Below are 19327 nucleotides of genomic sequence, written 5' to 3'. Positions count from 1 at the left end.
GTGTAGCGTTTATTAAAGACCGCGATAAAACCACCACGCTCATAACGCAATGGCATGACAATTTATAAAGTTTAGGCTTATTTAGAATTTAAATAGAGCAGGCACTTTGCCAGTTTGCGCAGCCCTAGACACTTAATTGAGAAAAGTTTGCACATTCTGCAAAACGGGCAAGCGTCAAACGTCCATACCTCGGACTAAATGATTAATCAACACGCAGGAGCCGCTCTAGACAGCGCCTTTGCGGGGGAAACTATTACCTCGGGATTTTACCCTTAAGTCATTAATTCACAATGGAATGTGCCAATGAAGTGATCTGAGTCAGCTGTTTGATCAGCGCACGGAATTATTCTGTGCTCTCTCTTCTCCTGCATTGGAGTCATGCAATGTCTGACACTCCCGGAAAACTTCGACTCGGCGCCCTGGTTGCGCTGGTCGTGGGCTCAATGATTGGCGGCGGGATCTTCTCACTGCCGCAAAACATGGCCGCCAGCGCCGATGTCGGCGCGGTGTTGATCGGCTGGGTCATTACCGCCATCGGCATGCTCACCCTGGCTTTCGTGTTCCAGACCCTGGCCAACCGCAAACCTGACCTCGACGGCGGCGTGTACGCCTACGCCAAGGCCGGCTTCGGCGACTACATGGGTTTCTCGTCGGCCTGGGGCTACTGGATCAGCGCCTGGCTGGGCAACGTCGGTTACTTCGTGTTGCTGTTCAGCACCCTCGGTTACTTCTTCCCGATCTTTGGCGAAGGCAACACACCCGCTGCGGTGATTGGCGCCTCGGTGCTGCTGTGGGCCGTGCATTTCCTGGTACTGCGCGGCATCAAGGAAGCGGCGTTCATCAACCTGGTGACCACCGTCGCCAAAGTGGTGCCGCTGGTGCTGTTCGTGTTGATCGCTGTGTTCGCGTTCAAGCTGGACATTTTCACCGCCGACATCTGGGGCCTGAAAAACCCCGACCTGGGCAGCGTGATGAACCAGGTGCGCAACATGATGCTGGTCACCGTGTGGGTGTTTATCGGCATCGAAGGCGCGAGCATCTTCTCGTCCCGTGCGGAAAAACGTAGCGACGTCGGCAAGGCCACCGTAATCGGTTTTATCACCGTGCTGCTGTTTTTGATGCTGGTGAACGTGCTGTCCCTGGGCATCATGACCCAACCGGAACTGGCCAAACTGCAGAACCCTTCGATGGCTGCCGTGCTGGAGCATGTGGTGGGCCACTGGGGCGCGGTGTTGATCAGCGTCGGCTTGATCATCTCGCTGTTGGGTGCGCTGCTGTCGTGGGTGCTGCTGTGTGCGGAGATCATGTTCGCCGCCGCCAAGGACCACACCATGCCGGAGTTCCTGCGTAAGGAAAACGCCAACCATGTGCCGGTCAACGCCCTGTGGCTGACCAATGCGATGGTCCAGGTTTTCCTGGTAATCACGCTGTTTTCGGCCAGCACTTACCTGTCGCTGATCTACCTCGCCACCTCGATGATCCTGGTGCCTTACCTGTGGTCGGCGGCCTATGCACTGCTGCTGGCGGTGCGCGGCGAGACCTACGAAAACGCCCTGCGCGAGCGCAAGAAAGACCTGTTCATCGGCGCCATCGCGTTGATCTACGCGGTGTGGCTGCTCTACGCCGGTGGCACCAAGTACCTGCTGCTCTCCGCCCTGCTGTATGCCCCCGGCGTGATCCTGTTCGCCAAGGCCAAGCATGAACTGGGCAAACCGATTTTCACCAACGTCGAGAAGCTGATTTTCGCCGCGGTAGTCATTGGCGCCCTGGTGGCTGCTTATGGCCTCTACGCCGGCTTCCTGACTCTGTAACTTTTGTTCACTGGAGGATCTGTAATGACCACGGAAAAAGTGAAGTACGGCGTACATTCCGAAGCCGGCAAACTGCGCAAAGTCATGGTGTGCTCCCCAGGTTTGGCCCACCAGCGGCTGACCCCCAACAACTGCGATGAACTGCTGTTCGATGACGTGCTGTGGGTGGCCCAGGCCAAGCGCGACCACTTCGACTTCGTGACCAAGATGCGCGAGCGGGACATTGATGTGCTGGAAATGCACAACCTGCTGACCGATATCGTCGCCATCCCCGAAGCGCTGGACTGGATTCTGGAGCGCAAGATCACCGCCAATACGGTGGGCCTGGGCCTGGTCGATGAAGTCGGCTCGTGGCTGCGCAGCCTGGAGCCGCGCAAAATCAGCGAGTTCCTGATTGGCGGCGTGTCGGCCGATGACCTGCCGAGCAGCTTCGGCGGCCGGACCATCGAGATGTTCCGCGACTTCCTCGGCCACTCAAGCTTCATTCTGCCGCCGCTGCCCAACACTCAGTTCACCCGCGACACCACCTGCTGGATCTACGGCGGTGTGACGCTCAACCCGATGTACTGGCCGGCGCGACGTCAGGAAACCCTGTTGGCCAGCGCCATCTATAAATTCCACCCCGAGTTCACCAACGCCGACTTCCAGATCTGGTACGGCGACCCCGACCAGGAACACGGGGCCGCCACACTGGAAGGCGGCGACGTGATGCCGATTGGCAATGGCGTGGTGTTGATCGGCATGGGCGAGCGTTCTTCGCACCAGGCGATTGGCCAACTGGCGCGCAACCTGTTCAAGAACAAAGCCGTGGAACGCGTGATCGTTGCCGGCCTGCCGAAGTCCCGCGCGGCGATGCACCTGGATACGGTGTTCAGCTTCTGCGACCGCGACCTGGTGACCATCTTCCCCGAAGTGGTCAACCAGATCGTGCCCTTCACCCTGCGCCCGGATGAAAGCAAACCACACGGCATCGACATCCAGCGGGAGAAAACCAACTTCCTCGAAACCGTGGCCGCAGCCCTTAACCTCAAGGCGCTGCGAGTGGTCGAGACCGGCGGCAACAGCTTCGCCGCCGAACGCGAGCAATGGGATGACGGCAACAACGTGGTGGCCGTGGAGCCTGGCGTGGTGATCGGCTATGACCGCAACACCTACACCAACACCTTGCTACGCAAGGCCGGTGTGGAAGTCATCACCATCAGCGCCGGTGAACTGGGCCGAGGCCGTGGCGGTGGCCACTGCATGACCTGCCCGATCATCCGCGACCCCATCGACTATTGATTTTTTGGCCTTGGCCGCTGCTTATCCAGCAGCGGCCAGGGGGATAACCGAAACCTAAGGAGATCCATCATGGCTTTTAATATGCGCAACCGCAGCCTGCTCTCGCTGATGCACCACACTACCCGCGAGCTGAACTACCTGCTGGACCTGTCCCGCGACCTCAAACGCGCCAAGTACACCGGCACCGAGCGTCCGCACCTGCAAGGCAAAAACATCGCGCTGATCTTCGAAAAAACCTCGACTCGCACCCGTTGCGCGTTCGAAGTGGCGGCCCATGACCAGGGCGCCCACGTCACCTACATTGACCCGGTGTCGTCGCAGATCGGCCACAAAGAAAGCATGAAAGACACCGCCCGCGTCCTGGGCCGCATGTTCGATGCCATCGAGTACCGTGGCTTTGAACAGGAAATCGTCGAAGAGCTGGCCAAGTTCGCCGGTGTGCCGGTATTCAACGGCCTCACCGCCGAATTCCACCCGACCCAAATGATCGCCGACACCCTGACCATGCGCGAGCACAGCGACAAGCCGCTGCATGACATCAGCTACGCGTACCTGGGCGACGCGCGCTACAACATGGGCAATTCGTTGCTGATGATCGGCGCCAAACTGGGCATGGACGTGCGCATCAGCGCGCCGAAAGCGCTGTGGCCACACGAAGACTTCATCAAGCAGTGCCAGGCGTTTGCCGAAGAAAGCGGCGCGCGCATCACCATCACCGAAGACCCGAAAGAAGCGGTCAAAGGCGTCGACTTCATCCACACCGATATCTGGGTGTCGATGGGTGAGCCGGTGGAAGCGTGGGACGAGCGTATCGAGCAACTGCTGCCGTACCAGGTCAACGCCAAGATGATGAAAGCCTCGGGCAACCCACGCGTGAAGTTCATGCACTGCCTGCCGGCGTTCCATAACAGCGAGACCAAGGTGGGCAAGGACATCGCCGCGCGCTATCCGAACCTGGCCAATGGTGTGGAAGTGACTGAGGAAGTGTTCGAGTCGCCAGCCAACATCGCGTTTGAGCAGGCGGAAAACCGCATGCATACCATCAAGGCAATTCTGGTGTCGGCGCTGGCGGATATCTAACCCCACTCTGATCGTTCCCACGCTCTGCGTGGGAATGCAGCCAGTGACGCTCTGCGTCACAAGAGCGGACGCAGAGCGTCCAGTGAGGCATTCCCACGCAGAGCGTGGGAACGATCCTTCTAAAAGGAATGCATTATGCGCATCGTCGTAGCCCTGGGCGGTAACGCCCTGCTCCGCCGTGGTGAACCCATGACGGCGGACAACCAACGCGCCAATATCCGTATCGCCACCGAACAGATCGCCAAAATCCACCCCAGCAACGAATTGGTGATCGCCCACGGCAATGGCCCGCAAGTCGGCCTGCTGTCGTTGCAGGCAGCGGCTTACACCCAGGTTTCGCCGTACCCGCTGGACGTGCTCGGTGCCGAGACCGAAGGCATGATCGGCTACATCATCGAACAGGAGTTGGGCAACCTGCTGGACTTCGAGGTGCCGTTCGCCACCTTGCTCACCCAAGTGGAAGTCGACGCCAAAGACCCGGCCTTCCAGAACCCGACCAAGCCCATCGGCCCGGTGTACTCCAAAGCCGAAGCCGAAAAACTCGCCGCCGAAAAAGGCTGGGCCATCGCGCCCGATGGCGATAAATACCGCCGTGTGGTGGCCAGCCCACGCCCGAAACGCATCTTCGAAATCCGCCCGATCAAGTGGCTGCTGGAAAAACGCGCCATTGTGATCTGCGCCGGTGGTGGCGGCATCCCGACCATGTATGGCGACGACGGCACGCTGCGCGGCATTGAAGCGGTGATCGACAAAGACCTGTGCTCATCCTTGCTGGCATCACAACTGGACGCGGATTTGCTGGTGATTGCCACCGACGTCAATGCGGCTTTTATCGACTTCGGCAAGCCGACCCAAAAGGCCATCGGCCAGGCCCATCCCGATGACATGGAGAAACTCGGCTTCGCCGCCGGCTCCATGGGGCCGAAGGTACAAGCGGCCTGCGAGTTCGCCCGCCAAACTGGCAAAACTGCCGTCATCGGTTCACTCTCGGATATCGAAGCCATCGTCCAGGGCAGCGCCGGCACGCGTATCAGCACGGCTAAACCTGGCATCACCTACCTGTGAAGTAGAGGAGAAACGCCTATGGCCACCTTTGAACCCGGTCACCTGCACATCGAACGTCACGCGCTCAACAAGGATGACTACAGCTACAACCTGTGCATCGACTACGAGGTCAGCCAGGATCCAAAGGAAGGCAAGGGAATGCTCTTCAAGCTGCACGGCTCGGTGCAGGGCAAGGACCTCAAGGAGGAATTCTTTTTACCCAAGGATCAGGCCTTCGACTTTGCCCGGCATGCGATGAACATCGCGCAGAAATATGGAATGCCGAAGGCTGCGACGCTTAACGGCCAGATGCACAAGCAGTACGACTTGATGTTTGAGGATGTGCGGCATCAGTTGGATGTGAAATCCGGCGATCCGGTCAAACCGGAACACCTGGAGTAACAACACAGTAAGTCCAATGTGGGAGCTGGCTTGTGTGGGAGCTGGCTTGCCTGCGATGCGGTCACCTCGGTGTATCAGGTAGACCAAGGTGATGCTATCGCAGGCAAGCCAGCTCCCACATTTTGATCTCCCTGCGCTCCAAGGCATACTTGCCGCCTCCAGTTCCCCAGAATTGCCAGCCCCATGCGTATCCACGTCAGCTTCATCGACCGCGTCGGCATTACCCAGGAAGTCCTGGCCCTGCTCGGTGGGCGCAATCTCAACCTGGATGCGGTGGAGATGGTGCCGCCCAACGTGTACATCGACGCGCCGACCCTGAGCGCCGAGGTGCTCGAAGAGCTGCGCGATGCGCTGTTCAGCGTGCACGGCGTACAGGCGGTCACCGTGGTGGATATCCTTCCCGGCCAACGCCGCCACCTGCAACTCGACGCGTTGCTCGCGGCCATGACCGACCCGGTGCTGGCCCTGGACAGCGCGGGCAAGATCCTGCTGGCCAACCCGGCGCTGATCGCGCTGTATGGCCGCGAACCGGCGGGTGAAAGCATCAGCGCGTTGTTCAATGACCCGGCGTTGCTGGAAACCTTGCTCGAACAGGGCTTTCGTTTGCCGTTGCGCGAAATCAGCGTCAACGGCCAGACCTTTTTGCTCGACGCCACGCCGATCACTGACGCCGGCGCCCTGCTCACTCTGTACCAACCCAACCGCATCGGCGAACAGCTGTCGGCGCTGCACCATGACCATGCCGAAGGTTTTGATGCGCTGCTGGGCGAGTCGCCGGTGATTCGCACGCTCAAGGCGCGGGCGCAACGGGTGGCGGCGCTGGATGCACCGCTGTTGATCCAGGGCGAAACCGGCACCGGCAAAGAGCTGGTCGCACGCGCCTGCCATGCGATCAGTGCGCGGCACAGTGCGCCGTTTCTAGCGTTGAACTGCGCGGCGCTACCGGAAAATCTCGCCGAAAGTGAATTGTTCGGTTATGCGCCTGGCGCCTTTACCGGCGCGCAGCGTGGCGGCAAGCCGGGGCTGATGGAGTTGGCCAACCAGGGCACGGTGTTCCTTGATGAGATCGGTGAGATGTCGCCGTATTTGCAGGCCAAGCTGCTGCGGTTTCTCAACGACGGCAGCTTTCGCCGGGTGGGCGGCGACCGCGAAGTGAAGGTCAATGTGCGTATTCTCAGCGCTACTCACCGCGACCTGGAAAAGATGGTCAGCGAGGGCACCTTCCGCGAAGACCTGTTCTACCGCCTTAATGTGCTCAACGTCGAAGTGCCGCCGCTGCGCGAGCGCGGCCAGGACATTCTGCTGCTGGCGCGCTACTTCATGCAGCAGGCCTGTGCGCAGATCCAGCGCCCGGTGTGCCGCCTGGCGCCTGGCACTTATCCGGCGCTGCTGGGCAACCGCTGGCCGGGTAATGTGCGCCAGCTGCAGAACGTGATCTTCCGCGCCGCCGCCATCTGCGAAAGCAGCCTGGTGGACATCGGTGACCTCGACATCGCCGGCACCTCAGTGGCGCGCCAGAGCGACGGTGAAGTCGACAGCCTGGAGCAAGCGGTGGAAGACTTCGAGCGCAACCTGCTGGAAACGCTTTACACCAGTTATCCCTCGACCCGCCAACTGGCCAGCCGCTTGCAAACGTCCCACACGGCGATCGCCCATCGCTTGCGCAAGTACGGCATTCCAAACAAAACCTGAAAATGTAGAGATCAAAATGTGGGGCTTGTGTGGGAGCCAGCTCCCACACAAGCCCCCTCCCCCATGGAGGGCATCCAAGTTTTGGTCTGAGAACGACATCCGCTGTACTGAAAGCGCTACAGCGTAACGATATCGCTACAACCCTGTTTTTTGCGCGCCATGCAAGGCTTTGATCCGCATAGGCTTTTTTTGGTGTGCCCGAGTGTAGCGAAATCGCTACAGCTGAAAATCATATCGTCATAACCAAAATCGTTAAGTATCTGATTTATAACGACTTAATAACATTGGCCGCAATATTGCTAAGTAACTCCCCATTATTCCAATCCCGTCCACCAGACGAATCTGGCCCTGAGGAGTTTCCATGAGCGAGTTGCGTTTCACTGAAGATCACGAATGGCTGCGCGCCGAAGCCGATGGCAGCGTCACCGTGGGTATCACCGCTTTCGCGCAAAACGCACTGGGTGATGTGGTTTTCGTGCAACTGCCGGAGTTGCAGGCTTACGACAAGGGCGCCGAAGCCTCCACCGTGGAATCGGTCAAGGCAGCCAGCGGCGTGTACATGCCGCTGACCGGTGAAGTGCTCGAAGTGAACGAAGCACTCAGCGACAGCCCGGAACTGGTCAACGAAGACCCGATGGGCGAAGGTTGGTTCTTCCGCTTTAAACCCGCCGATGCCGATGCAGTGGCTAAGCTGTTGGATCAGGATGCGTACGACCGCCTGATCAAAGCCAACGCTGAAGCCTGAGGAGCGCGCCATGACCATCAATCTCAGCACCGCCAACGAATTCATCGCCCGCCACATCGGCCCGCGCCAGGAAGATGAGCAGCACATGCTCGCAAGCCTGGGCTTTGATTCCCTCGAAGCCCTCAGCGCCAGCGTGATCCCGGAAAGCATCAAGGGCACCAGCGTGCTCGGCCTGGAAGACGGCCTGAGCGAAGCCCAGGCCCTGGCCAAGATCAAGGCCATCGCCGGCAAGAACCAACTGTTCAAGACCTACATCGGCCAGGGCTATTACAACTGCCACACGCCGTCGCCGATCCTGCGCAACCTGCTGGAAAACCCGGCCTGGTACACCGCCTACACCCCGTATCAACCTGAAATTTCCCAAGGCCGCCTGGAAGCGCTGTTGAACTTCCAGACCCTGATCAGCGACCTCACCGGCCTGCCGATCGCCAACGCCTCCTTGCTCGACGAAGCCACCGCCGCCGCCGAAGCCATGACCTTCTGCAAGCGCCTGAGCAAGAACAAGGGCAGCAATGCCTTCTTCGCCTCCGTGCATAGCCACCCACAGACCCTCGACGTACTGCGCACCCGTGCCGAGCCGTTGGGCATCGACGTGGTGGTGGGCGATGAACGCGAGCTGAGCGACGTCAGCGCATTCTTCGGCGCCCTGCTGCAATACCCGGCCAGCAACGGTGATGTGTTTGATTACCGCGAACTGACCGAGCGTTTCCACGCTGCCAATGCCTTGGTCGCGGTCGCCGCCGACCTGCTGGCCCTGACCCTGCTGACCCCGCCGGGTGAGTTCGGCGCCGACGTGGCCATCGGCAGCGCGCAACGCTTCGGCGTGCCGCTGGGCTTTGGTGGCCCGCACGCGGCGTACTTCTCCACCAAGGATGCGTTCAAGCGCGACATGCCCGGCCGTCTGGTCGGTGTGTCGGTCGACCGTTTCGGCAAGCCGGCCCTGCGCCTGGCCATGCAGACCCGCGAGCAACATATCCGTCGCGAGAAAGCCACCAGCAACATCTGCACCGCGCAAGTGCTACTGGCTAACATCGCCAGCATGTACGCCGTGTACCACGGCCCTAAAGGCCTGACCCAGATCGCCCAGCGCATTCACCAACTGACCGCGATCCTGGCCAAAGGCTTGACCGCCCTGGGCCTTAAGGTTGAGCAGGCAAACTTCTTCGACACGATCACCCTCAACACGGGCGCCAACACCGCCGCCCTGCACGACAAGGCCCGCGCCCAGCGCATCAACCTGCGTGTGGTCGATGCTGAACGCGTTGGCCTGTCGGTCGACGAAACCACCACCCAGGCTGACATCGAAGCCCTGTGGTCGATCTTCGCCGACGGCAAGGCGCTGCCCGCCTTTGCTGCGACTGAAAGCACCTTGCCCGCCGCGCTGTTGCGCCAGTCGCCGATCCTCAGCCACCCGGTGTTCAACCGTTACCACTCCGAAACCGAGCTGATGCGCTACCTGCGCAAGCTGGCCGACAAGGACCTGGCGCTGGACCGCACCATGATCCCGCTGGGTTCGTGCACCATGAAACTCAACGCCGCCAGCGAAATGATCCCGGTAACCTGGGCCGAATTCGGTGCCCTGCACCCCTTCGCCCCGGCCGCACAAAGCGCCGGCTACCTGGAGCTGACTTCCGACCTGGAAGCCATGCTCTGCGCGGCCACCGGCTACGACGCGATCTCCCTGCAGCCGAACGCCGGTTCCCAAGGTGAATACGCAGGCCTGCTGGCCATTCGTGCTTACCACCAGAGCCGTGGCGAAGAACGCCGCGACATCTGCCTGATCCCGTCTTCGGCCCACGGCACCAACCCTGCGACCGCCAACATGGCCGGTATGCGCGTGGTGGTGACCGCATGCGACGCACGCGGCAACGTCGACATCGAAGACCTGCGCGCCAAAGCCATCGAGCACCGCGAGCACCTCGCTGCGCTGATGATCACCTACCCGTCCACCCACGGCGTGTTCGAAGAAGGCATCCGCGAAATCTGCGGGATCATTCATGACAACGGCGGCCAGGTGTACATCGACGGCGCCAACATGAACGCAATGGTCGGCCTGTGCGCACCGGGCAAGTTCGGTGGCGACGTGTCCCACCTGAACCTGCACAAAACCTTCTGCATTCCGCACGGCGGTGGCGGCCCGGGCGTTGGCCCGATTGGGGTTAAATCCCACCTCACGCCATTCCTGCCAGGCCACGCGGCCATGGAGCGCAAGGAAGGCGCGGTGTGCGCGGCGCCATTTGGCAGCGCGAGCATTTTGCCGATCACCTGGATGTACATCAGCATGATGGGCGGCGCGGGCCTCAAGCGCGCCTCGCAGCTGGCGATCCTGAACGCCAACTACATTTCCCGTCGCCTTGAAGAGCATTACCCCGTGCTCTACACCGGCAGCAACGGCCTGGTGGCACACGAGTGCATCCTGGACCTGCGCCCCTTGAAAGACAGCAGCGGCATCAGCGTGGATGACGTGGCCAAGCGCCTGATCGACTTTGGCTTCCATGCGCCGACCATGTCGTTCCCGGTAGCGGGCACCTTGATGATCGAGCCGACCGAAAGCGAATCCAGGGAAGAACTGGACCGTTTCTGTGACGCCATGATCGCCATCCGCGAGGAAATTCGCGCAGTGGAAAACGGCACCTTGGACAAGGACGACAACCCACTGAAAAACGCCCCGCACACGGCGGCTGAAATCGTCGGTGAATGGAGCCACCCGTACAGCCGTGAACAGGCGGTGTACCCGGTGGCGTCGTTGATCGAAGGCAAATACTGGCCGCCGGTTGGCCGGGTCGACAACGTGTTTGGCGACCGTAACCTGGTGTGTGCGTGCCCGTCGATCGAGAGCTACGCGTGATCTGACTGAACTCGGTCAATGTGGGAGCTGGCTTTTGTGGGAGCTGGCTTGCCTGCGATGCAGGCACCTCGGTCTATCAGGTAGACCAGGGTGATGCTATCGCAGGCAAGCCAGCTCCCACACAAGCCCGGTTTCTGCACTGAGCGAGCAAGTCTTCCAAAATAATAAGAAACCGGAGAACAACCATGTCCCTTAGCGTGTTCGACCTGTTCAAGATTGGCATCGGCCCCTCCAGCTCCCATACCGTCGGCCCGATGCGCGCCGCCGCTCGATTCGTCGAAGGCCTCAAGCGCGACAACCTGCTGAGCGCCACCAGCGGCATCAAGGTGGAGCTCTATGGCTCGCTGGGCGCCACCGGCAAAGGTCACGGCAGCGACAAGGCCGTGTTGCTGGGCCTGGAAGGCGAACACCCAGACACCGTGAATACTGAAACCGTCGCCGCACGCCTTGCGCAAATGCGCGGTGACGGTCGCTTGAACCTGCTCGGTGAACACAGCATTGCGTTCAACGAGAAAGAACACCTGGCGATGATTCGCAAGCCTCTCGCCTACCACCCCAATGGCATGATTTTTCGCGCCTTCGACACCGCCGGGATCCAGATCCGCAGCCGCGAGTATTACTCGGTCGGCGGTGGGTTTGTGGTGGATGAAGACGCTGCCGGCGCTGACCGGATTGTCGAAGACACCACGCCGCTGACCTTCCCTTTCAAGCACGCCAAGGACTTGCTCGGCCATTGCGCCACCTACGGACTGTCCATCAGCCAGGTGATGCTCACCAATGAAAGTGCCTGGCGCCCGGAGGCGGAAACCCGCGCCGGCTTGCTGAACATCTGGCAAGTGATGCAGGACTGCGTGGATGCCGGTTGTCGCAACGAAGGCATCTTGCCCGGCGGCTTGAAGGTCAAGCGCCGTGCAGCGGCGCTGCATCGGCAGCTGTGCAAGAACCCCGAATCGGCATTGCGCGACCCGTTGTCGGTGCTGGATTGGGTCAACCTGTATGCGCTGGCGGTCAACGAAGAAAACGCCAACGGCGGGCGCGTGGTCACCGCGCCCACCAACGGTGCGGCCGGGATCGTGCCGGCGGTGCTGCATTACTACATGCGCTTTATCCCCGGCGCGAACGAGGACGGCGTGGTGCGCTTTCTGCTCACCGCCGCCGCTATCGGGATTTTGTACAAGGAAAACGCCTCGATTTCCGGCGCCGAAGTTGGCTGCCAGGGCGAAGTCGGCGTGGCCTGTTCCATGGCCGCAGGCGCTTTGTGCGAAGTGTTGGGCGGCAGCGTGTCCCAAGTGGAAAACGCTGCCGAGATCGGCATGGAACACAACCTCGGCCTGACCTGCGACCCGATTGGCGGGCTGGTGCAGGTACCGTGCATCGAGCGCAACGCCATGGGCTCGGTCAAGGCGATCAATGCCGTGCGCATGGCCTTGCGTGGTGACGGGCAGCACTTTGTCTCACTCGACAAGGTCATCCGCACCATGCGTCAGACTGGCGCCGACATGAAAAGCAAATACAAGGAAACCGCCCGTGGCGGTTTGGCCGTCAACATTATCGAGTGCTGACGCCTACGAGCGCGTCCGCACGTTTTTCAGGAGCTGAACATGTCCACCGAAACCCTGTTGAAAACCCCATTGCACGCGCTGCACATCGAGTTGGGCGCGCGCATGGTGCCCTTCGCCGGCTACGACATGCCGGTGCAATACCCGCTGGGCGTGATGAAGGAACACCTGCACACCCGTGATCAAGCCGGGTTGTTCGACGTGTCCCACATGGGCCAGATCCGCCTGACCGGCGCCAACGCCGCCAAGGCCCTGGAAACCCTGGTGCCGGTCGACATCATCGACCTGCCAGTCGGCATGCAGCGCTACGCCATGTTCACCAACGACCAGGGCGGCATCCTTGATGACCTGATGGTGGCCAACCTGGGCAACGACGAGCTGTTCCTGGTGGTCAACGCAGCCTGCAAGGACCAGGACCTGGCCCACCTGCGCAAACACATTGGCGAGCAGTGCAGCATCGAACCGCTGTTCGAAGAGCGCGCCCTGCTGGCCTTGCAAGGCCCGGAGGCAGTGAAAGTGCTGGCGCGCCTGGCGCCGGAAGTCACCAAGATGACTTTCATGCAGTTCGCCACCCTGCGCCTGCTGGGCGTGGACTGCTACGTGAGCCGCTCGGGCTACACCGGTGAAGACGGTTTCGAGATTTCCGTACCGGCGGCCAATGCCGAGAGCCTGGCGCGCAGCCTGCTGGCCGAAACCGAAGTTCAAGCCATCGGCCTGGGCGCCCGCGATTCCCTGCGCCTGGAAGCCGGCCTGTGCCTCTACGGCCATGACATGAACACCGAGACCACGCCAATTGAAGCCAGCCTGCTCTGGGCGATCTCCAAGGCCCGCCGTGCCGATGGCGCACGTGCCGGCGGCTTCCCGGGCGCTGACCGCATATTCACCCAGCAACAAGCCGGCGTAAGCCGCAAGCGCGTGGGCCTGCTGCCACAGGAACGGACCCCGGTGCGTGAAGGCGCAGAAATCGTCGACGAACACGGCACGGTGATCGGCAGCGTGTGCAGCGGCGGTTTTGGCCCGACACTGGGCGGCCCACTGGCCATGGGTTACCTGGATAGCGCATTTGTCGCACTGGATACCGAAGTGTCTGCGTTGGTACGTGGGAAAAAGGTGCCACTACGTGTAAGTAAAATGCCATTTGTACCGCAACGTTACTACCGTGGCTGATTGACTGTTCCTATAAGTAACGCGGTTGCGTTAACGCGCACTAATTTGTAACGCAACCGCCATAAAAGAGTGCATTGACGATAGTCATTTTAATAGGCGCAAACCTATAACAAGTGAGCAACGCTATCGAATATGTGGGATCCACTTTTAGTCAACGAAGTGTCATATGGCCGAGCAAAACCTGGGGATTCTCCGGGGCTTGTTTTTTCCATATTAGTTGACGTAGAGTTTAGCCACTGTGTTTGCATGGGTCGCTTTGAACCTGGACCTGGGCAGTAGCCATAAGTTTGCTACAACCCGTTCGACGTCTCTTACTTTCCTGCAACCCAGCCCAGTACTCTTTCATGTGAAAGGGGCTGTCATTAATTTTTAGCGTCAAAGGAAATAAGAAATGTCGAATCGTCAGAGCGGTACCGTCAAGTGGTTTAACGACGAGAAAGGGTTTGGTTTTATCACTCCAGAAAGCGGTCCGGATCTGTTCGTGCATTTCCGCGCTATTCAGGGCAATGGCTTCAAGAGCCTGAAAGAAGGCCAGAAAGTGTCTTTCATCGCCGTGCAAGGCCAGAAAGGCATGCAGGCTGACGAAGTACAAGCAGAAGGCTGATCCTTACTGCGACAAAAAGCCCCTGATGGTGACATCAGGGGCTTTTTTATGTGCGTTTGCTCGTAAAATGGCTTTTTTCTCAAGAGAGACGGCCATGCCCAAACCTTTGTTGAGCCCCCAAGGCGAATTCCCCGCCGTTGGCCTGGGCCGTCGTCTGGCAGCGATGTTCTATGACTTCCTGTTGTGCACCGCGCTGCTGATCGTCACCGCGTTTATCTACAAGCTGGTGTGGATGGCGTTTATCGGCGAAGCCAGGATGCGCACGCTCACCGAGTCCGGCGCGCTGGACGGCGACCCGCTGCTGTCGACGATCCTGTTTTTTGTGCTGTTTGGTTTCTTCGCCAAGTTCTGGACCCATTCGGGGCAGACATTGGGCATGCAGGTGTGGGGCGTGCGCGTGCAGAACGCCGACGGCTCGCGCATCAGCCTGTGGCAGGCGCTGCTGCGCTTTGTGGTGGCGATTGCATCGTGGTTGTGCGTGGGGCTGGGGTTTGTCTGGTCGGTGTTTGATAAGCGCAAGCGCAGCTGGCATGACATCTACTCGGATACGCAGCTGGTGCACATTCCAAAGCAGACAAAGTAACCCAAGAACACTAGAGATCAAGTGTGGGAGCTGGCTTGTCTGCGATGGCGATCGTTCAGTCACAGCAGCATTGACTGATAGACCGCTATCGCAGGCAAGCCAGCTCCCACATTTTGTCTATGTGTTCAACTTCAGGTCAGGCGTTGCCAGCCAGCTTGAGGCGCGCAGCCTGGGTAAAGTCCAACATGCGTTTGAGCGGGCGCACGGCGTGCGGGATCACCGACGGCTCGACGAAGATCTCATTACTGCCCTCACGCAAACACTGCAGCGTGCGCTCCAGCGTATTCATCGCCATCCACGGGCAGTGCGCGCAACTGCGGCACGCCGCGCCGTTGCCGGCGGTCGGTGCCTCAACGAAGACTTTATCCGGGCACAACTGCTGCATCTTGTAGAAGATGCCGCGGTCGGTGGCGACGATAAAGGTCTTGTTCGGCAAGCGCTGGGCTGCGGCAATCAGTTGGCTGGTGGAACCCACCGCGTCAGCCAATTCAATCACCGCCGTCGGCGACTCCGGGTGCACCAGGATCGCAGCGTCCGGGTACAGCGCCTTCATGTCTTCAAGCTGCTTGGACTTGAACTCTTCGTGGACAATGCACGCGCCGTCCCAGAGCAACATGTCTGCGCCGGTCTGGCGCTGAATGTAAGTGCCCAGGTGCTTGTCCGGCCCCCAGATAATCGTCTCGCCGTTGTCCATCAGGCTTTCGACGATTTCCAGCGCGCAGCTGGAGGTAACAACCCAGTCGGCACGGGCTTTGACCGCCGCCGAAGTGTTGGCGTAAACCACCACCGTGCGCTCGGGGTGCTGGTCGCAGAACGCTGAAAATTCCTCCACCGGGCAGCCCAGGTCCAGGGAGCAGGTGGCTTCCAGGGTGGGCATGAGGATGCGTTTTTCGGGGGTGAGGATTTTGGCGGTCTCGCCCATGAAACGTACACCGGCCACCAACACAGTCTTGGCCGGGTGGGCAGCGCCAAAGCGGGCCATTTCCAGGGAGTCGGAGACACAGCCTCCGGTTTCTTCGGCCAGGGCCTGAATCACCGGGTCGCAATAGAAGTGGGCAACCAGCACCGCGTCCTGAGCCTTGAGCTCGGCGGCGATGGCGCTGCGCAGGCTCGCCTCTTCATCGGCGCTCAGGGCCTTGGGCTGCTTGGCGTCGAGGTGGGCTTGAACCAGTAGGCGTTCGGAAATTTGCGTCATGTTCGCAAGACCTGCAAGCGCAGTAAGCGCGAAAGTCGAGTGTACCACCGGCTCTGGAGCCCTTCGGGCGCCGCCGGACGAAGTGATTGTGTTCATCAAGCACGGTTGAAGCTGCGCAAGGCTACAGAATATCGAATCGATTCAAAAGCCTAATCTGGCATCCAGGCGCACGCCTGTCGGGCAAAAAAAACGGGAAGGCCCCGTGATGAGCCTTCCCGCTTTCATGGCGCGCAACCTCAGCGCATCAGTACAGCGGGATAGTCCTTTAGCAGCACCGAATCCTGCATGGCCGCCAGGGCGTCCTTCAAGGTTGATTGCTCCAGCGCGTCCTTGGACTTTTTAACCTCCTGGGCTGCGTGCTCCAGCAACGCCAGGTAGTCGCGTTTGGACGAGCCATCTTTCGGCACCACCGTGTCTGACACCAACTGGGCCATCTCGTACTTCTGGGTCCGGGTGTTCTGCACCGCCGACTGCGACACAGAAGCACTCGCCAGTTGGCCATCCTTATAGGAGAAGCTCGCGGTGCTGCTGGCCTTGTCCTGCACTTGCACATACAGGTAGTTCTGCGATTCGCGGGTGCCATCCAACACCGGTGGCTCGCCACCGCTGAGGCTTTTGTGGAAGTTTGCCGACAGCACCGACTGCTGGTTCTGGGTCACGCTGCGGTCCGCGCTGCTGCGGCCATTGACCTGGGTCTTCTGCGACACGGTGTAGGAGAAGCTGTCGACTTCCGTAGGACGCATTGCGTTGGACGCACCTACGGCCTGCTTGATCGAAACCTTGAAGTCCGCCAGCCCTGTCAGCAAACCTTTGTCGGTCGGGTTGTTGCTCAATGCATTCGTTGCGCCAGCGCCTTGGGGATAGTTGCTGTTCATGGCGCTGAACGCATCCTTGAATATCGCCATCAAATCAGCATTGGCACTACCGCGCTGTTGCACCCGGTCGAACTGGGCGAGGTAGGTTTTCATCGCATTGGCCTGCTGTTTGGAGTCACCCAGGATTGCGCGGTTTTTCAGGTCCACAGACAGGTCGACGTCGCCGGCCGGGCCACTCATACGTGTGGTGCGGCTTTGGCTGTCGGCGTGGAACGCCAGGCTCATGTCCTCGCCCCCCTGGGTTTTGACTTTGGCGTTGAGGTCCACCGACGCCAACACGCTGGTGTCGAACTGGGTCAGTTTGCTCAGGTCGAGTTTCGGCGGTACGGCGGTCAACCCATCGACCGAAGCCTGGAACGCCGTCCCCAATTGGCCGACGGCTTTGAGTTCATCCGCGGTCAAATCGCCGCCGTCGACGGTGGCCTGCACGCCCAAGCCGTCTTTCTGACTGAACAGGCTGAACGTCACAGTCTTACCGCTGGCGGTCTTGATGCTGAGGCTGATTTGGTTGTCGGCCTTGCTGTGCAACACCGCCTGGTCGGCCTTGATCCCGCCCGTATCACCGGCACGCTCTGCCGTGGTGTTGAGCACCGATTGTGAAATCCCCGCCCCGCCGCCCCCGGTGAACTGATCCACCAACGCAGCACCGAGACCGCTGTAACGGCTGGCCGTGGAGATTGAACCGAAGCGTTGGCTGATCGCCTGGGTGACTGCGTCCTGATTATCGTTTTCCCAGGCCCACACGGTTTCGCGGCCGGGGAGCTGCCCGTTTTTGGAATAGAGATCGATAACGTCGGCCACGGGATTTCCGAGGCTGACCACGGAAGACGGCCGGGCCGGTGAGACGTCGAGGGTGTTCGCAAGCGCTGCCGGCGGTGAGGTCGTGGCGGCGCGAAGAATGAGGGGATTGGTCGCGATGATCGGCGTTAGCGTAGTCATGACAGTCCGTGTCCTAAAAGCTGATTAGCCTTCAATCTAACCAAGACACGCCGCGATTGACAGCATTGAGGTCAAAACTTACGGCAAAGGACCACGCCAAAAAACCGGCCCTTTGCCGTTATCCACAGGTCAGAAGCGGTAAGTCACCGAACCACCAAAACCATTGGCACTGTTTTCATACTTGGCGTCGTAGGTCAGCGCCAACTGAGGATTGTTGTTGCGCACCTTGATGGGCTCTTCCTTCAGGTAGGAATAGGCCACGTCAAAGGTCAGGTTATCCACAGGCGTCCAGCCGGCACCGAGGCTGAAGACGGTGCGGTCGCCGGTCGGAATACGCACCGAACGGTCGGTGTTGTTGGTTGGCGTCTGGTCCACCGAGAAGCCGGTACGCAGCACCAACTGCTTGTTGAGCTGGTACGACAGGCCTATCGCGTGGGACCAGGTGTCGTGCCAATGCTGCTCTTCGGTGATGGAGCCCAGGCCGGCCAGCTCAGCGGTAATGTCCGACACGCCGGCGTTGTTGACCGTGATCTTCTTCAACTGGCTCCAGCGCGTGTAGGTGCTACCCACGTAGAGGGTCAAGGCGTCGGTCAGTTGGTGCGTGACCGAGAAGTCCACGGACGACGGCGTGGTGACATTCAGCTTGGCGTCATACTTCTGCGCCCCGCCGTCCAGCACATCGGAGAGCACGCCGGAGGCGTTGGTATGGCCGCTCAGGTGATAGACGACTTGCGAGTGGTAGGTGACGCCGACGCGGGTGCTGTCCAGGGCCTGCACCAGGATACCGGCGTTGAAGCCCATCGCGGTGTCGTCACCCTTGATCTTGGCCGTCTCGGTGCCCAAGCCAAACGCCGGGACTTTGGAATCCAGCTCGCCGCTGATTTTGTTGAAGGTCGGGCCGAAACCTACCGAAACCTTGTCGTTGAACGCATAGCTGACCGTCGGCTGCACGGTGATGACCTGAATCTTGCTTTTGTTACCAAAGCCATTGCCCTGGAACCCGTGTTCATAGTCGGTCACCAGACCGAACGGCGCGTAGACCCCCAGGCCAAAGGCCCAGTGTTCATCGATCGGCGTCACCAGGTAACCCATCGGCACGGCAATGCCGGGGACCATATCGCCTTTGTTGGTGCCAGGATTGTCGACACCGCCTTGAGAGGAACTGGCGTCCTTGATGTTGGATTTGGCATCGAGGTAGGTGGCGCCGATGCTGACTTCATTGTGCTTGATGCGCGACATGCCGGCCGGGTTACCGAACACCGTGCTGGCGTCATCCGCCGAGGAAGAACGCCCGGCGTAGCCTGTACCCATTGAGCTGACACTTTGCTCATTGAGGGCAAAACCACCGGCGAACAGGTGTGTGGAGGCGAGCGAAATGGAGAGCGCCAAGGCGCTTTTAAGAGTTTTGTTATTCATTATTAGGACTCGAATTATTGGGCAGCGCAGGGGAAACTACCAACGTTCGAGCGAGGCGTTTATGAAGAGTTTTTCATGCTTTTGAT

15 protein-coding genes are annotated in these 19327 nt (G+C 60.1%); 12 read left to right on the top strand and 3 right to left on the bottom strand.

The window, feature by feature from the left end:
* The first annotated feature begins 383 nt into the window (after positions 1-383).
* The 12 genes from arcD (at position 384) to AB4P96_RS08130 (ending at position 14816) form a co-directional block, all read left to right on the top strand.
* Positions 384-1811 carry an arginine-ornithine antiporter gene (gene arcD / locus AB4P96_RS08185; protein ID WP_395600663.1) on the top strand — a complete coding sequence of 476 codons (1428 nt, stop codon included), beginning with the start codon at positions 384-386 and terminating at the stop codon, positions 1809-1811.
* A gap of 24 nt (positions 1812-1835) precedes the next feature.
* Complete coding sequence (gene arcA, locus AB4P96_RS08180) at positions 1836-3092, top strand: arginine deiminase (protein WP_058422253.1); 1257 nt, start codon at positions 1836-1838, stop codon at positions 3090-3092.
* 69 nt (positions 3093-3161) lie between these two features.
* Complete coding sequence (locus tag AB4P96_RS08175) at positions 3162-4172, top strand: ornithine carbamoyltransferase (protein WP_236447132.1); 1011 nt, start codon at positions 3162-3164, stop codon at positions 4170-4172.
* A gap of 135 nt (positions 4173-4307) precedes the next feature.
* Complete coding sequence (gene arcC / locus AB4P96_RS08170) at positions 4308-5237, top strand: carbamate kinase (protein ID WP_099549406.1); 930 nt, start codon at positions 4308-4310, stop codon at positions 5235-5237.
* Positions 5238-5255: 18 nt separating this feature from the next.
* Positions 5256-5618: a DUF5064 family protein gene (locus AB4P96_RS08165; RefSeq protein ID WP_099549405.1), complete on the top strand. Its 363-nt coding sequence runs from the start codon at positions 5256-5258 to the stop codon at positions 5616-5618.
* A gap of 183 nt (positions 5619-5801) precedes the next feature.
* A complete protein-coding gene (locus AB4P96_RS08160) occupies positions 5802-7310 on the top strand; it encodes a sigma-54-dependent transcriptional regulator (RefSeq protein WP_099549404.1) in 1509 nt (502 codons plus the stop codon).
* A gap of 361 nt (positions 7311-7671) precedes the next feature.
* Positions 7672-8055 carry a glycine cleavage system protein GcvH gene (gene gcvH, locus AB4P96_RS08155; protein WP_017139147.1) on the top strand — a complete coding sequence of 128 codons (384 nt, stop codon included), beginning with the start codon at positions 7672-7674 and terminating at the stop codon, positions 8053-8055.
* Between the two features lie 10 nt (positions 8056-8065).
* Complete coding sequence (gene gcvP / locus AB4P96_RS08150) at positions 8066-10903, top strand: aminomethyl-transferring glycine dehydrogenase (protein ID WP_395600662.1); 2838 nt, start codon at positions 8066-8068, stop codon at positions 10901-10903.
* A gap of 185 nt (positions 10904-11088) precedes the next feature.
* Complete coding sequence (locus AB4P96_RS08145; protein WP_176991491.1) at positions 11089-12465, top strand: L-serine ammonia-lyase; 1377 nt, start codon at positions 11089-11091, stop codon at positions 12463-12465.
* Between the two features lie 39 nt (positions 12466-12504).
* Positions 12505-13629: a glycine cleavage system aminomethyltransferase GcvT gene (gene gcvT / locus AB4P96_RS08140; protein ID WP_138453676.1), complete on the top strand. Its 1125-nt coding sequence runs from the start codon at positions 12505-12507 to the stop codon at positions 13627-13629.
* Positions 13630-14020: 391 nt separating this feature from the next.
* On the top strand, positions 14021-14233 hold the full coding sequence (locus tag AB4P96_RS08135) for a cold-shock protein (RefSeq protein WP_017139143.1): 213 nt from the start codon (positions 14021-14023) through the stop codon (positions 14231-14233).
* A 94-nt stretch (positions 14234-14327) separates the two neighbouring features.
* Positions 14328-14816, top strand: coding sequence for an RDD family protein (locus AB4P96_RS08130; protein ID WP_395600661.1), 489 nt, complete (start codon positions 14328-14330; stop codon positions 14814-14816).
* 136 nt (positions 14817-14952) lie between these two features.
* Here the strand turns inward: AB4P96_RS08130 and nadA are convergent, their stop codons facing one another.
* The 3 genes from nadA to AB4P96_RS08115 form a co-directional block, all read right to left on the bottom strand.
* Positions 14953-16011: a quinolinate synthase NadA gene (nadA, locus tag AB4P96_RS08125; protein WP_017139141.1), complete on the bottom strand. Its 1059-nt coding sequence runs from the start codon at positions 16009-16011 to the stop codon at positions 14953-14955.
* 236 nt (positions 16012-16247) lie between these two features.
* A complete protein-coding gene (locus AB4P96_RS08120; protein WP_176991508.1) occupies positions 16248-17687 on the bottom strand; it encodes a lactate dehydrogenase in 1440 nt (479 codons plus the stop codon).
* Between the two features lie 267 nt (positions 17688-17954).
* On the bottom strand, positions 17955-19241 hold the full coding sequence (locus AB4P96_RS08115) for an OmpP1/FadL family transporter (RefSeq protein WP_176991492.1): 1287 nt from the start codon (positions 19239-19241) through the stop codon (positions 17955-17957).
* Between the last annotated feature and the right edge of the window lie 86 nt (positions 19242-19327).

The organism is Pseudomonas sp. B19125, assembly GCF_044218855.1.
GTDB lineage: Bacteria > Pseudomonadota > Gammaproteobacteria > Pseudomonadales > Pseudomonadaceae > Aquipseudomonas > Aquipseudomonas edaphica.
Note: the sequence above shows the minus strand (reverse complement) of the source record. Positions and strands in the feature narration are given on the sequence as shown.

Excerpts from the sequence above, each read along its gene's own strand:
- AB4P96_RS08115 (WP_176991492.1), bottom strand. The coding sequence starts at position 19,241 with ATGAATAACAAAACTCTTAAAAGCGCCTTGGCGCTCTCCATTTCGCTC.
- AB4P96_RS08130 (WP_395600661.1), top strand. The coding sequence starts at position 14,328 with ATGCCCAAACCTTTGTTGAGCCCCCAAGGCGAATTCCCCGCCGTTGGC.
- gcvH (WP_017139147.1), top strand. The coding sequence starts at position 7,672 with ATGAGCGAGTTGCGTTTCACTGAAGATCACGAATGGCTGCGCGCCGAA.
- arcC (WP_099549406.1), top strand. The coding sequence starts at position 4,308 with ATGCGCATCGTCGTAGCCCTGGGCGGTAACGCCCTGCTCCGCCGTGGT.
- AB4P96_RS08160 (WP_099549404.1), top strand. The coding sequence starts at position 5,802 with ATGCGTATCCACGTCAGCTTCATCGACCGCGTCGGCATTACCCAGGAA.
- arcA (WP_058422253.1), top strand. The coding sequence starts at position 1,836 with ATGACCACGGAAAAAGTGAAGTACGGCGTACATTCCGAAGCCGGCAAA.
- arcD (WP_395600663.1), top strand. The coding sequence starts at position 384 with ATGTCTGACACTCCCGGAAAACTTCGACTCGGCGCCCTGGTTGCGCTG.
- gcvT (WP_138453676.1), top strand. The coding sequence starts at position 12,505 with ATGTCCACCGAAACCCTGTTGAAAACCCCATTGCACGCGCTGCACATC.
- AB4P96_RS08135 (WP_017139143.1), top strand. The coding sequence starts at position 14,021 with ATGTCGAATCGTCAGAGCGGTACCGTCAAGTGGTTTAACGACGAGAAA.
- AB4P96_RS08175 (WP_236447132.1), top strand. The coding sequence starts at position 3,162 with ATGGCTTTTAATATGCGCAACCGCAGCCTGCTCTCGCTGATGCACCAC.
- AB4P96_RS08165 (WP_099549405.1), top strand. The coding sequence starts at position 5,256 with ATGGCCACCTTTGAACCCGGTCACCTGCACATCGAACGTCACGCGCTC.
- nadA (WP_017139141.1), bottom strand. The coding sequence starts at position 16,011 with ATGACGCAAATTTCCGAACGCCTACTGGTTCAAGCCCACCTCGACGCC.
- AB4P96_RS08145 (WP_176991491.1), top strand. The coding sequence starts at position 11,089 with ATGTCCCTTAGCGTGTTCGACCTGTTCAAGATTGGCATCGGCCCCTCC.
- gcvP (WP_395600662.1), top strand. The coding sequence starts at position 8,066 with ATGACCATCAATCTCAGCACCGCCAACGAATTCATCGCCCGCCACATC.